This window comes from Neisseria meningitidis (assembly GCF_022869645.1).
In the GTDB taxonomy this organism is placed as follows: Bacteria; Pseudomonadota; Gammaproteobacteria; order Burkholderiales; family Neisseriaceae; genus Neisseria; species Neisseria meningitidis.
Window position 1 is genome coordinate 1,575,450 of the sequence record NZ_CP064367.1, and the last position, 12,487, is coordinate 1,587,936.

A 12,487-nucleotide genomic window follows, 5' to 3' on the forward strand; every position below is an offset into this window, starting at 1 on the left:
GCCGCCGCGCAGGACAGGGAATACCATGAAACAGAAAAAAACCGCTGCCGCAGTTATTGCTGCAATGTTGGCAGGTTTTGCGGCAGCCAAAGCACCCGAAATCGACCCGGCTTTGGTGGATACGCTGGTGGCGCAGATCATGCAGCAGGCAGACCGGCATGCGGAGCAGTCCCAAAAACCGGACGGGCAGGCAATCCGAAACGATGCCGTCCGTCGGCTGCAAACTTTGGAAGTTTTGAAAAACAGGGCATTGAAGGAAGGTTTGGATAAGGATAAGGATGTCCAAAACCGCTTTAAAATCGCCGAAGCGTCTTTTTATGCCGAGGAGTACGTCCGTTTTCTGGAACGTTCGGAAACGGTTTCCGAAAGCGCACTGCGTCAGTTTTATGAGCGGCAAATCCGCATGATCAAATTGCAGCAGGTCAGCTTCGCAACCGAAGAGGAGGCGCGTCAGGCGCAGCAGCTCCTGCTCAAAGGGCTGTCTTTTGAAGGGCTGATGAAGCGTTATCCGAACGACGAGCAGGCTTTTGACGGTTTCATTATGGCGCAGCAGCTTCCCGAGCCGCTGGCTTCGCAGTTTGCAGCGATGAATCGGGGCGACGTTACCCGCGATCCGGTCAAATTGGGCGAACGCTATTATCTGTTCAAACTCAGCGAGGTCGGGAAAAACCCCGACGCGCAGCCTTTCGAGTTGGTCAGAAACCAGTTGGAACAAGGTTTGAGACAGGAAAAAGCCCGCTTGAAAATCGATGCCATTTTGGAAGAAAACGGTGTCAAACCGTAATGGCATTTCCGATACCGATGCCGTCTGAAGCCTTTTCAGACGGCATTGCACGTTCAGGTAAGGAGGACGGCTTATGCGTGCGGTCATACAGAAAACGGTAGGTGCAAAGGTGGATGTCGTGTCCGAAAACGGCACGGAAACCTGCGGCAAAATCGACGGCGGATTCGTCGTACTGCTCGGTGTAACGCATAGCGACATAGAAAAAGATGCACGCTATGTCGCCGACAAAATCGCCCATTTGCGCGTGTTTGAAGACGGTGAGGGCAAGTTGAACCTGTCTTTGAAGGATGTCGGGGGATCCGTGCTGCTGGTGTCGCAGTTTACGCTTTATGCCGATGCGGCAAGCGGCCGGCGGCCGTCATTTTCGAAAGCCGCACCTGCAGAACAGGCAAAACGGCTTTATCTGCATACGGCAGAACTGTTGCGCGGGCACGGGATTCATGTCGAAACAGGGCGTTTCCGCACGCATATGCAGGTGTCGCTCTGCAACGACGGGCCGGTAACTATACTGCTGGACTCTTTCATGACGCGGATTTCCCCAAAAATGAAGGTTGTTCCGGATTGAAATTGAATCCGCAATGATGAAATATCGACAATGAACGACAATACACACACCCTTCCCCCGCGCCGCCTTTCCGTCGCCCCGATGCTCGACTGGACGGACAGGCACTACCGTTATATGGCGCGCCAGATTACCCGCAATACTTGGCTGTACAGCGAAATGGTCAACGCCGGCGCGATTGTTTACGGCGACAAAGACCGCTTTTTGATGTTTAACGAAGGCGAGCAGCCCGTCGCCCTGCAACTGGGCGGCAGCGACCCGTCCGATTTGGCGAAAGCCGCCAAAGCCGCCGAAGAATACGGCTACAACGAGGTCAACCTCAACTGCGGCTGCCCCAGTCCGCGCGTCCAGAAAGGCGCGTTCGGCGCGTGTCTGATGAACGAAGTCGGGCTGGTTGCCGACTGCCTCAACGCCATGCAGGACGCGGTCGGTATTCCCGTTACCGTCAAACACCGCATCGGTGTGGACAGGCAGACCGAATACCAAACCGTTGCCGATTTCGTCGGCACGCTGCGCGACAAAACCGCCTGCAAAACCTTCATCGTCCACGCCCGCAACGCTTGGCTGGACGGTCTTTCCCCCAAAGAAAACCGCGACGTTCCCCCGTTGAAATACGATTACGTTTACCGCCTCAAGCAGGAGTTTCCCGGGCTGGAAATCATCATCAACGGCGGCATCACCACCAACGAAGCAATCGCCGGACACCTGCAACACGTTGACGGCGTGATGGTCGGGCGCGAGGCGTACCACAACCCGATGGTGATGCGCGAATGGGACAGATTGTTTTACGGCGACACTGCGAACCCGATCGGATACGCCGATTTGGTGCAACGCCTCTACACATACAGCCAAGCCCAAATCCAAGCCGGACGCGGCACAATCCTGCGCCATATCGTCCGTCACAGCCTCGGGCTGATGCACGGCTTGAAAGGCGCGCGGACTTGGCGGCGTATGCTTTCCGACGCAACGCTCTTGAAAGACAACGACGGCAGCCTGATTCTCGAAGCGTGGAAAGAGGTCGAACGGGCAAATACGCGCGAATAGGGCGGGGCTGTATGTGTGAAATGCCGTCTGAAGGCTTCAGACGGCATTTGTGCGTTTGTCGGGCGGTGTTTAGGGGGTGGTAATGGCGTGTTTCGGCACTTTGTCCATATCCCAGTGTGCCACCGCCCAGTCGAGCAGTTCGGCAGGGCGGTCGGCTTCCGGTGCTTCGGGCAGGTTGAGGTAACGGAACACTTGGCGGAGGAGTTGTTCGCGGCGGTTTAAATCCAATGCGGGTGCGAGCGTCTGTTTCGACCATTTCTGCCCTTGTGCGTTGGTCAGCAGCGGCAGGTGGGCATATTGCGGTGTCGGAACGTCCAAACACTGCTGCAAATAGATTTGGCGCGGCGTAGAAACGAGCAGGTCTTGTCCGCGGACGATGTGGGTAACGCCCTGTTCGGCATCGTCGGCAACGACGGCGAGTTGGTATGCCCAGTAACCGTCTGCACGAAGCAGGACGAAATCGCCGATGTCGCCGGCGAGGTTTTGGGCGTAACCGCCGACGATGCCGTCTGAAAAACCGATAACGCGGTCGGGGACGCGGATGCGCCACGCCGGCTGTTTGCCTTGCGGTGCAGGGCGTTGCTGCGGATTGCGGCAGCGTCCGTTATAGACGAACCCGTCTGCGCCCCGCCTTGCCCCGGTCTGCCAGTCTTTGCGGCTGCAATGGCAGGGATAGACCAGTCCGGCGGTTTGCAGACGGCATAGTGTTTCTTCATACAGGGCGTAACGGCGGCTCTGATAGGCGACTTCTCCGTCCCACTCGAATCCGAATGCCTCAAGCGTGTGCAGGATATGGTTTGCCGCCCCCGGCATTTCGCGCGGCGGATCGAGGTCTTCCATGCGGACCAGCCATTTGCCGCCGTTTGAGCGTGCATCGGCATAGGAAGCGGCGGCGGTCAGCAGCGAGCCGATGTGGAGCAGCCCGGTCGGGCTGGGGGCGAAACGTCCTGTGTACATATCCGGTACGGCCCCTTTATTTAAGACTATTAATCAAAGCCATTATCTCATCTTTATTCAGTTCCATCCCGGGTTCTTCAAGTAAGGTTAAATCATATAGGGCATTATATTGCTCTTCGGTAGCTGAACCATCCATAAGGCCGGACGAGAAAAAATCGAAGGCTCTATCTGCGATTCTCTCATTACTTGCATTTCTACTAACCAGTTTCATCAATTCTGTATATATTGTATGGGGAGGTACCGGATTCTTAAAAATCAGATCTGAATAAATTTCATTGGGTGAAATGATTTCGAGTGCTTTTGCCATGATTCTATTTCCTTTTGTGTTGGTGGGTAATGTCGTGCATTAACTTCTTGCCCATTAATATTTTTAGGGTGAATCCTTGATATGCCGCACTGTGTCCGGTCAAACGGGCGATGCCGTCTGAAAGCCTTTCAGACGGCATCGGGATGAAAAGTTTAAACCAACGGTGCGAGCAGTTTTTCAAAGGCTTCTTCAAATTGTTTCAAACCGTCTTCCTGCAAACGCGCCGCCAAGGTTTCGACATCGATGCCGAGCGCGGCAATTTCGGCAAGCTGCGCTTGCGCTTCGTCCGCGCCTTCGGTCAGCGTGGCTTTGGCTGTGCCGTGGTCGATAAAGGCTTTGAGCGTGGCATCGGGAACGGTGTTGACGGTGTGCGCGCCGATCAGGCTGTCAACGTAGAGCGTGTCGGGATAGGCTGGGTTTTTCACGCCGGTAGATGCCCATAAAAGCTGCACGCGGTTTGCGCCTTGGGCTTCCAGTGCGGCAAATTCGGGGGCGGTGAAATATTGTTCCCAATCTTGATAGGCGGCTTTGGCAAGGGCGATGGCGATTTTGCCTTTGAGCCGGTCGGGCAGTGTTGTGTCCAGCGCACTGTCCACACGCGAGATGAAGAAGCTGGCGACGACGTGGATATGGGCAACGCTTTGTCCGGCTGCCAAGCGTTTGGCAATGCCGCGCGCGTAGGCGGCGTAGGCTTTGAGGGTTTGGGCGCGTGAGAACAGCAGGGTCAGGTTCACGCTGATGCCGTCTGAAACGAGGGTTTCGAGCGCATCGATGCCTGCGTCGGTGGCAGGCACTTTAATCATCGCGTTTTTGCACCCGATGGCGGCGTAGAGGCGGCGCGCTTCTTCAACCGTGCCTTGCGCGTCTTTGGACAATTCGGGCGAAACTTCGAGGCTGACGAAGCCGGTTTTGCCGCCGGTGGATTCGTGTTCGGCAAGACAGACGCCGCAGGCGGCACGCACATCGGCAACCGCCATCGTTTCGTAGCGTTGTTTGGGGGTCAGGTCTTGCTGCTTGAGGGCGGCAACCTCGTCGGCGTAAAGCGCATCGCCGGCGAAGGCTTTTTGAAAGATGGCGGGATTGGAAGTTACGCCGCACACGCCTTGTTTCAGCATTTGCGCCAATTCGCCGCTTTGCACGAGCGAGCGGGAAAGGTTGTCCAGCCAGATTTGTTGTCCTAATGCTTTAACGTCCGATAAAATAGTCATTTCTGATTCCTTTGGATGGATGTGTATGTTTCAAAGGCTTATGCTACCCCGATTCGGAAATTTTGGGTAGTTTTATTACAGCAAAGGCGGATGGCGATGGCAGGAAACGAAAAATATCTTGATTGGGCACGCGAAGTGTTGCACACCGAAGCGGAAGGCTTGCGCGAAATTGCGGCGGATTTGGACGAAAACTTCGCCCTTGCGGCGGACGCGTTGTTGCACTGCAAAGGCAGGGTCGTTATCACGGGCATGGGCAAGTCGGGACATATCGGGCGCAAAATGGCGGCAACCATGGCCTCGACCGGCACGCCCGCGTTTTTCGTCCACCCTGCGGAAGCGGCACACGGCGATTTGGGCATGATTGTGGACAACGACGTGGTCGTCGCGATTTCCAATTCCGGTGAAAGCGACGAAATCGCCGCCATCATCCCCGCGCTCAAACGCAAAGATATCACGCTTGTCTGCATCACCGCCCGCCCCGATTCAACCATGGCGCGCCATGCCGACATCCACATCACGGCGTCGGTTTCCAAAGAAGCCTGCCCGCTGGGGCTTGCCCCGACCACCAGCACCACCGCCGTTATGGCTTTGGGCGATGCGTTGGCGGTTGTCCTGCTGCGCGCCCGCGCGTTCACGCCCGACGACTTCGCCTTGAGCCACCCTGCCGGCAGCCTCGGCAAACGCCTACTTTTGCGCGTTGCCGACATTATGCACAAAGGCGGCGGCCTGCCTGCCGTCCGACTCGGCACGCCCTTGAAAGAAGCCATCGTCAGCATGAGTGAAAAAGGGCTGGGCATGTTGGCGGTAACGGACGGGCAAGGCCGTCTGAAAGGCGTATTCACCGACGGCGATTTGCGCCGCCTGTTTCAAGAATGCGACAATTTTACCGGTCTTTCGATAGACGAAGTCATGCATACGCATCCTAAAACCATCTCCGCCGAACGTCTCGCCACCGAAGCCCTGAAAGTCATGCAGGCAAACCATGTGAACGGGCTTCTGGTTACCGATGCAGATGGCGTGCTGATCGGCGCGCTGAATATGCACGACCTTTTGGCGGCGCGGATTGTATAGTGGATTAACAAAAACCAGTACGGCGTTGCCTCGCCTTAGCTCAAAGAGAACGATTCTCTAAGGTGCTGAAGCACCAAGTGAATCGGTTCCGTACTATCTGTACTGTCTGCGGCTTCGTCGCCTTGTCCTGATTTTTGTTAATCCACTATATAAGGCGTTGCAGCCGTTTCAGACGGCATTTGTGGTAAGATATGCCGTCTGAAAACAAGGAAATCCCATGCAGGCAATTTCTCCCGAATTACAGGCGCGCGCCGCCAAAATCAAACTGTTGATCCTGGATGTGGACGGCGTTTTGACCGACGGGCGCATCTTTATCCGCGATAACGGCGAAGAAATCAAATCGTTTCACACACTGGACGGACACGGTCTGAAAATGCTTCAGGCAAGCGGCGTGCAGACTGCGATTATCACAGGTCGGGACGCGCCCTCCGTCGGCATCCGCGTCAAACAGTTGGGCATAAATTACTACTTCAAAGGCATTTCGGACAAACGCGCCGCGTATGAAGAGCTGCGCGCTCAGGTCGGCGTGGAAGAAGCCGAGTGTGCCTTTGTCGGCGACGACGTGGTCGATTTGCCCGTTATGGTACGCTGCGGATTGCCGGTTGCCGTCCCCGACGCGCATTGGTTTACGCTGCAACACGCCGCCTATATTGCCAAACGCCCCGGCGGTGCGGGCGCGGTGCGCGAAGTGTGCGACCTGATTATGCAGGCGCAAGGGACTTTGGGCGCGGCTTTGAACGAGTACATCAAATGAAAGTAAGATGGCGGTACGGAATTGCGTTCCCATTGATATTGGCGGTTGCCTTGGGCAGCCTGTCGGCATGGTTGGGACGCATCAGCGAAGTCGAGATTGAAGAAGTCAGGCTCAATCCCGACGAACCGCAATACACAATGGACGGATTGGATGGCAGGCGGTTTGACGAACAGGGATACTTGAAAGAACATTTGAGTTCGAAGGGCGCGAAACAGTTTCCCGAAAGCAGCGACATTCATTTCGACTCACCGCATCTCGTGTTCTTCCAAGAAGGCAGGTTGTTGTACGAAGTCGGCAGCGATGAAGCCGTTTACCATACCGAAAACAAACAGGTTCTTTTTAAAAACAACGTTGTGCTGACCAAAACCGCCGACGGCAAACGGCAGGCGGGTAAAGTTGAAGCCGAAAAGCTGCACGTCGATACCGAATCTCAATATGCCCAAACCGATACGCCTGTCAGTTTCCAATATGGTGCATCGCACGGTCAGGCGGGCGGCATGACTTACGACCACAAAACAGGCATGTTGAACTTCTCATCTAAAGTGAAAGCCACGATTTATGATACAAAAGATATGTAAGCTATTTGTTTTAATAGCATTTTTTTCGGCGTCCCCCGCTTTTGCCCTTCAAAGCGACAGCAGGCAGCCTATTCAGATTGAGGCCGACCAAGGTTCGCTCGATCAAGCCAACCAAAGCACCACATTCAGCGGAAACGTCGTCATCAGACAGGGTACGCTCAATATTTCCGCCGCCCGCGTCAATGTTACACGCGGCGGCAAAGGCGGCGAATCCGTGAGGGCGGAAGGTTCGCCAGTCCGCTTCAGCCAGACATTGGACGGCGGCAAAGGCACGGTGCGCGGACAGGCAAACAACGTTGCTTATTCATCTGCAGGCAGCACCGTAGTCTTAACCGGTAATGCCAAAGTACAGCGCGGCGGCGATGTCGCCGAAGGTGCGGTGATTACATACAACACCAAAACCGAAGTCTATACCATCAGCGGCAGCACAAAATCCGGCGCAAAATCCGCTTCCAAATCCGGCAGGGTCAGCGTCGTTATCCAGCCTTCGAGTACGCAAAAATCCGAATAATCCCAAAATGCCGTCTGAAACATAAACCTGGTTCGGACGGCATTTGCCGACCGAAGATATTGAAGAGATATTTATGAGCGCAAACGTCAGCCGCCTTGTTGTTCAAAACCTGCAAAAAAGTTTCAAAAAACGCCAAGTCGTTAAAAGCTTCTCCCTCGAAATCGAAAGCGGAGAAGTCGTCGGCCTGCTCGGGCCCAACGGCGCGGGTAAAACCACCAGCTTCTACATGATAGTCGGACTCATTGCCGCCGATGCGGGCAGCGTGATGCTGGACGGGCAGGAATTGCGCCACCTGCCCATACACGAACGCGCTCGCTTGGGCGTCGGCTACCTGCCGCAGGAAGCCTCGATATTCCGCAAAATGACCGTCGAACAAAACATCCGCGCCATCTTGGAAATCAGAACCAAAGATAAAAATCAAATCGACAGGGAAATCGAAAAACTGCTCGCCGACCTTAATATCGGACACTTGCGCCGCAGCCCCACGCCGTCGCTGTCCGGCGGCGAACGGCGGCGCGTCGAAATCGCCCGCGTACTCGCCATGAAACCGCATTTTATTTTGTTGGACGAACCTTTTGCCGGCGTCGATCCGATTGCCGTCATCGACATCCAGAAAATCATCGGTTTCCTCAAATCGCGCGGCATCGGCGTACTGATTACCGACCACAACGTACGCGAAACCCTCAGCATCTGCGACCGCGCCTACATCATTTCAGACGGTGCGGTGCTGGCATCGGGAAAACCTGATGATTTGGTCGGAAACGAACAGGTTCGTTCTGTTTATCTGGGTAAGAACTTCAAATATTGAAAATATTTTTCAGACGGGCGACCTAATATCGTCGGGCAGGCGGCAAAAATACGGATTTATGTTGTTTTTACATAAATTAATTCAAATTTAAAACATTGACTTAAACCTGTTTTCAAAGAATATTGCCCGATATGCTTGCATGTCGTCCCGTAATTTGGTTTAATACGCATCTCTTAACGAGACAGACAAAGGCCAGATAGCTCAGTTGGTAGAGCAACGGATTGAAAATCCGTGTGTCGGCGGTTCGATTCCGCCTCTGGCCACCAAAAAACCGCCTTGAAGCGGTTATTTTTTTTGCCTGCCGTTTGCGGCAGTAATCCCGCACCGCAATGCCTGCTATGTATGATACGGTCTTTGCGGCTGTCGGGCAGGTATAGTGGATTAAATTTAAACCGGTACAGCGTTGGCTCGCCTTAGCTCAAAGAGAACGATTCTCTAAGGTGCTGAAGCACCAAGTGAATCGATTCCGTGCTATTTGTACTGTCTGCGGCTTCGTCGCCTTGTCCTGATTTTTGTTAATCCACTATAAAAACCAGAAAACATATGCCGTCCGAACCGCAGTTCAGACGGCATTTCCATATCTGAAACAATCAGTCCGTGTCGCTTTCAGGCAACTCTGCCGAACCCATGCGTCTGAGCACGATATTGGTTTTGTTGCGGAGCCGTTTGCTTTTCGGATGGTCGGCGTAGTAGAGCGGGGCGGGGACGCGCGCCGTCAGTTTTGCCGCCTGCTGTTTGGTCAGCTTGGCGGCGGGTATTTGATAAAAATACCGGGACGCGGCTTCCGCGCCGAAAACGCCGTAGTGCCATTCGATTGAGTTTAAATACAGTTCAAAAATCCTGTCTTTGTCGGTAACGGCTTCCATCATCGCGGTAATCGCCGCTTCTTCGCCTTTGCGGATATAGCTGCGGCTTTCGTTTAAAAACAGGTTTTTGGCAAGCTGCTGGCTGATGGTCGAGCCGCCCGCCTTCACTTTGCCGCTGTTCCGGTTGCGCCTGATGGCGTTTTGAATGCCGCCCCAATCGAAGCCGCCGTGCCCGGCGAAACGGGCATCTTCGGAAGCAATCAGGGCTTTTTTCAGGTTGGTGGAAATGCGTTTGTAGGGCATCCAGCGGTAATCCAGTGCGACATCGCGACCTTCCTGTTCAAACTGCTTCATCCGCATCGACATAAAGGCAGTCCGATGGGGCGCGACGGCGCGGTAGGTAATGATGTTGCCGTACACATAGGCATTGAAAAAGATAAAGATGCCGACGGGCAGGGCAATCAGCCATTTGATGATGCGGAACATGTTTATAGGGCTTTCATGTATTCGATAACGGGGCGGATATCGGGCGTAAATCCGCGCCAGAGGGCGTAGGAAGCCGCCGCTTGACCGACTAGCATACCCAGTCCGTCGGCAGTTTTTTTCGCACCCGATTGTCGTGCAAAATCTAAAAACGGTTTTGCCGCGCAGCCGTACACCATATCGTAGGCAAGCGCGCAGTTTTGAAAAATATCGGGCGGAATATCGGGAATCTGACCGTTTAGACCGCCCGACGTGCCGTTGATGATGATATCAAAACCGCCGTTCACATCCGCCATCGGGACGGCTTCAATGCCGAAAAGCTGCGCCAATTCCTCGGCTTTGGCGCGGGTACGGTTGGCAATGACGATACGGGCAGGACGGTGTTCTTTCAAAACAGGAATCACGCCGCGCACCGCGCCGCCCGCGCCCAAAAGCAAGATGGTTTTGCCTTCGATGGCAATGTTTTTGACCTGCGTGATGTCGTTGGCCAAACCGATACCGTCGGTATTGTCGCCGCGCAGTTTTCCGTTTTTCAGAAAAATCAGCGTGTTGACCGCGCCGGCAGCCAATGCGCGTTCAGAATGCTCGTCCGCCAGATGAAACGCTTCCTGCTTGAACGGTACGGTAACGTTTGCCCCGCAACCGCCTGTTTCAAAAAATGTCGAAACCGCCTGCGCGAAACCGCCGATGTCGGCGCAAATGCGTTCGTATTCAATGTCAACGCCTTCCTGAAGGGCAAATTGTTGATGAATTTGCGGCGATTTGCTGTGGGCGACGGGGTTGCCAAAAACGGCGTAGCGGGGGAGGGCGTGCATAGTCATATTCCATCAAGGCGGGGCGGTCATTTTATAACGGCGGCGCGAAGATGGGAACGATGCCGTCTGAACTGTTTTCAGGCGGCATCTGTTTTGTCGGCATTTGGACAAAAGGGCGGGTATTCCGCTTTTGAACAGACAAACCGAAGCATATTGTTGACAATATTGCCGTCTGAAACTATATTTTACAGCTTGGAATTTGACGCAGGGCCAGTTTCAGACGGCATGGACGTGGTAGAATCATGCTGGCTTTGAGCTAATCTGCCGCGTTCCGCATATTTTGCTATTTCCCTTTTCCAGGAGCTGAAAAATGTCTATTAAAAACGCCGTAAAATTGATTGAAGAAAGCGAAGCCCGCTTTGTCGATTTGCGCTTTACCGATACCAAAGGCAAGCAGCACCACTTTACCGTGCCTGCGCGCATCGTGTTGGAAGACCCCGAAGAGTGGTTTGAAAACGGTCAGGCGTTTGACGGTTCGTCTATCGGCGGCTGGAAAGGCATTCAGGCTTCCGATATGCAGTTGCGTCCCGATGCGTCTACGGCCTTCGTCGATCCTTTTTATGATGATGCGACTGTTGTGTTGACTTGCGACGTTATCGATCCCGCCGACGGTCAGGGTTACGACCGCGACCCGCGCTCCATCGCACGCCGCGCCGAGGCCTATTTGAAATCTTCCGGTATCGGCGACACGGCATACTTCGGCCCCGAGCCTGAATTCTTCGTCTTCGACGGCGTAGAATTTGAAACCGACATGCACAAAACCCGTTACGAAATCACGTCCGAAAGCGGCGCATGGGCAAGCGGCCTGCACATGGACGGTCAAAACACCGGCCACCGCCCTGCCGTTAAAGGCGGTTACGCGCCCGTTGCTCCGATTGACGCGGGACAAGACCTGCGCTCCGCGATGGTAAACATTTTGGAAGAACTCGGCATCGAAGTCGAAGTCCACCACAGTGAAGTCGGTACCGGCAGCCAAATGGAAATCGGCACGCGTTTCGCCACCTTGGTCAAACGCGCCGACCAAACCCAAGACATGAAATATGTGATTCAAAACGTTGCCCACAACTTCGGCAAAACCGCCACTTTCATGCCCAAACCCATTATGGGCGACAACGGCAGCGGTATGCACGTTCACCAATCCATCTGGAAAGACGGTCAAAACCTGTTCGCCGGCGACGGCTATGCCGGTTTGAGCGACACCGCCCTTTATTACATCGGCGGCATCATCAAACACGCCAAAGCCCTGAACGCGATTACCAATCCGTCCACCAACTCCTACAAACGCCTCGTGCCGCACTTTGAAGCGCCGACCAAACTCGCCTACTCCGCCAAAAACCGTTCCGCTTCCATCCGCATTCCGTCCGTGAACAGCAGCAAGGCGCGCCGCATCGAAGCGCGTTTCCCCGATCCGACCGCCAACCCATACTTGGCGTTCGCCGCTTTGTTGATGGCCGGTTTGGACGGTATTCAAAACAAAATCCATCCGGGCGATCCTGCCGATAAAAACCTCTACGATCTGCCGCCGGAAGAAGATACATTGGTGCCGACCGTTTGCGCTTCTTTGGAAGAAGCACTCGCCGCCCTCAAGGCCGACCACGAATTCCTCCTGCGCGGCGGCGTGTTCAGCAAAGACTGGATCGACAGCTACATCGCTTTCAAAGAAGAAGACGTACGCCGCATCCGCATGGCACCTCACCCGCTGGAATTTGAAATGTATTACAGCCTGTAAGCACGTCGGGTTTTCAGAAAAGCAATGCCGTCTGAACACAGTTTCAGACGGCATTTTGCATTTGAACGGC

General features: G+C 54.5%; 15 protein-coding genes and 1 tRNA gene. 10 read left to right on the forward strand and 6 right to left on the reverse strand.

Translation table 11 applies throughout. The features are described from left to right. The first annotated feature begins 25 nt into the window (after positions 1 to 25). The 3 genes from IUJ45_RS08040 to dusA all read left to right on the forward strand — a co-directional run bounded on the left by IUJ45_RS08040 (position 26) and on the right by dusA (position 2,390). Positions 26 to 784 (forward strand): peptidyl-prolyl cis-trans isomerase, encoded by a 759-nt coding sequence (locus tag IUJ45_RS08040; RefSeq protein ID WP_002216425.1) that lies wholly within the window; start codon positions 26 to 28, stop codon positions 782 to 784. Between the two features lie 73 nt (positions 785 to 857). Further along, positions 858 to 1,349 (forward strand): D-aminoacyl-tRNA deacylase, encoded by a 492-nt coding sequence (gene dtd, locus IUJ45_RS08045; protein WP_002218717.1) that lies wholly within the window; start codon positions 858 to 860, stop codon positions 1,347 to 1,349. Between the two features lie 30 nt (positions 1,350 to 1,379). After that, positions 1,380 to 2,390, forward strand: coding sequence for a tRNA dihydrouridine(20/20a) synthase DusA (gene dusA, locus IUJ45_RS08050; RefSeq protein WP_002245860.1), 1,011 nt, complete (start codon positions 1,380 to 1,382; stop codon positions 2,388 to 2,390). Between the two features lie 69 nt (positions 2,391 to 2,459). On the opposite strand, the gene gluQRS is transcribed toward dusA, so the two are convergent. From gluQRS to tal, 4 genes are read right to left on the reverse strand one after another with little or no spacing between them, the layout of a single operon-like run. Continuing rightward, a complete protein-coding gene (gene gluQRS, locus IUJ45_RS08055; protein ID WP_002230231.1) occupies positions 2,460 to 3,347 on the reverse strand; it encodes a tRNA glutamyl-Q(34) synthetase GluQRS in 888 nt (295 codons plus the stop codon). A gap of 16 nt (positions 3,348 to 3,363) precedes the next feature. Continuing rightward, positions 3,364 to 3,654 carry a hypothetical protein gene (locus IUJ45_RS08060; protein ID WP_002246803.1) on the reverse strand — a complete coding sequence of 97 codons (291 nt, stop codon included), beginning with the start codon at positions 3,652 to 3,654 and terminating at the stop codon, positions 3,364 to 3,366. Between the two features lie 4 nt (positions 3,655 to 3,658). Further along, positions 3,659 to 3,793 (reverse strand): hypothetical protein, encoded by a 135-nt coding sequence (locus IUJ45_RS11000; RefSeq protein WP_002252676.1) that lies wholly within the window; start codon positions 3,791 to 3,793, stop codon positions 3,659 to 3,661. Positions 3,794 to 3,806: 13 nt separating this feature from the next. Further along, the gene (gene tal / locus IUJ45_RS08065) at positions 3,807 to 4,862 is read right to left on the reverse strand and encodes a transaldolase (RefSeq protein WP_002230233.1); all 1,056 of its coding nucleotides are present in this window, start codon (positions 4,860 to 4,862) and stop codon (positions 3,807 to 3,809) included. Positions 4,863 to 4,958: 96 nt separating this feature from the next. Between tal and IUJ45_RS08070 the strand changes: the two genes are divergently transcribed. The 6 genes from IUJ45_RS08070 (at position 4,959) to IUJ45_RS08095 (ending at position 8,850) form a co-directional block, all read left to right on the forward strand. Further along, positions 4,959 to 5,933, forward strand: coding sequence for a KpsF/GutQ family sugar-phosphate isomerase (locus tag IUJ45_RS08070; protein WP_002245862.1), 975 nt, complete (start codon positions 4,959 to 4,961; stop codon positions 5,931 to 5,933). Positions 5,934 to 6,150: 217 nt separating this feature from the next. Further along, positions 6,151 to 6,687 carry a KdsC family phosphatase gene (locus IUJ45_RS08075; protein ID WP_001148016.1) on the forward strand — a complete coding sequence of 179 codons (537 nt, stop codon included), beginning with the start codon at positions 6,151 to 6,153 and terminating at the stop codon, positions 6,685 to 6,687. After that, entirely contained in the window at positions 6,684 to 7,265 is a 582-nt protein-coding gene (gene lptC / locus IUJ45_RS08080) for an LPS export ABC transporter periplasmic protein LptC (protein WP_002233513.1), read from the forward strand. Before IUJ45_RS08075 ends, lptC begins: the two co-directional genes overlap by 4 nt. Beyond that, positions 7,246 to 7,776: a lipopolysaccharide transport periplasmic protein LptA gene (gene lptA / locus IUJ45_RS08085; RefSeq protein ID WP_002216438.1), complete on the forward strand. Its 531-nt coding sequence runs from the start codon at positions 7,246 to 7,248 to the stop codon at positions 7,774 to 7,776. Before lptC ends, lptA begins: the two co-directional genes overlap by 20 nt. A gap of 73 nt (positions 7,777 to 7,849) precedes the next feature. Further along, entirely contained in the window at positions 7,850 to 8,584 is a 735-nt protein-coding gene (lptB, locus tag IUJ45_RS08090; protein ID WP_002246776.1) for an LPS export ABC transporter ATP-binding protein, read from the forward strand. 190 nt (positions 8,585 to 8,774) lie between these two features. After that, a tRNA-Phe gene (locus IUJ45_RS08095) sits at positions 8,775 to 8,850 on the forward strand. A gap of 324 nt (positions 8,851 to 9,174) precedes the next feature. On the opposite strand, the gene mtgA is transcribed toward IUJ45_RS08095, so the two are convergent. Both mtgA and aroE read right to left on the reverse strand, forming a co-directional pair. After that, on the reverse strand, positions 9,175 to 9,876 hold the full coding sequence (mtgA, locus tag IUJ45_RS08100) for a monofunctional biosynthetic peptidoglycan transglycosylase (protein ID WP_002246789.1): 702 nt from the start codon (positions 9,874 to 9,876) through the stop codon (positions 9,175 to 9,177). 2 nt (positions 9,877 to 9,878) lie between these two features. Continuing rightward, a complete protein-coding gene (gene aroE, locus IUJ45_RS08105) occupies positions 9,879 to 10,688 on the reverse strand; it encodes a shikimate dehydrogenase (RefSeq protein WP_002246810.1) in 810 nt (269 codons plus the stop codon). A gap of 310 nt (positions 10,689 to 10,998) precedes the next feature. Between aroE and glnA the strand changes: the two genes are divergently transcribed. Next, the gene (glnA, locus tag IUJ45_RS08110) at positions 10,999 to 12,417 is read left to right on the forward strand and encodes a type I glutamate--ammonia ligase (RefSeq protein ID WP_002245865.1); all 1,419 of its coding nucleotides are present in this window, start codon (positions 10,999 to 11,001) and stop codon (positions 12,415 to 12,417) included. Positions 12,418 to 12,487: the final 70 nt, after the last annotated feature.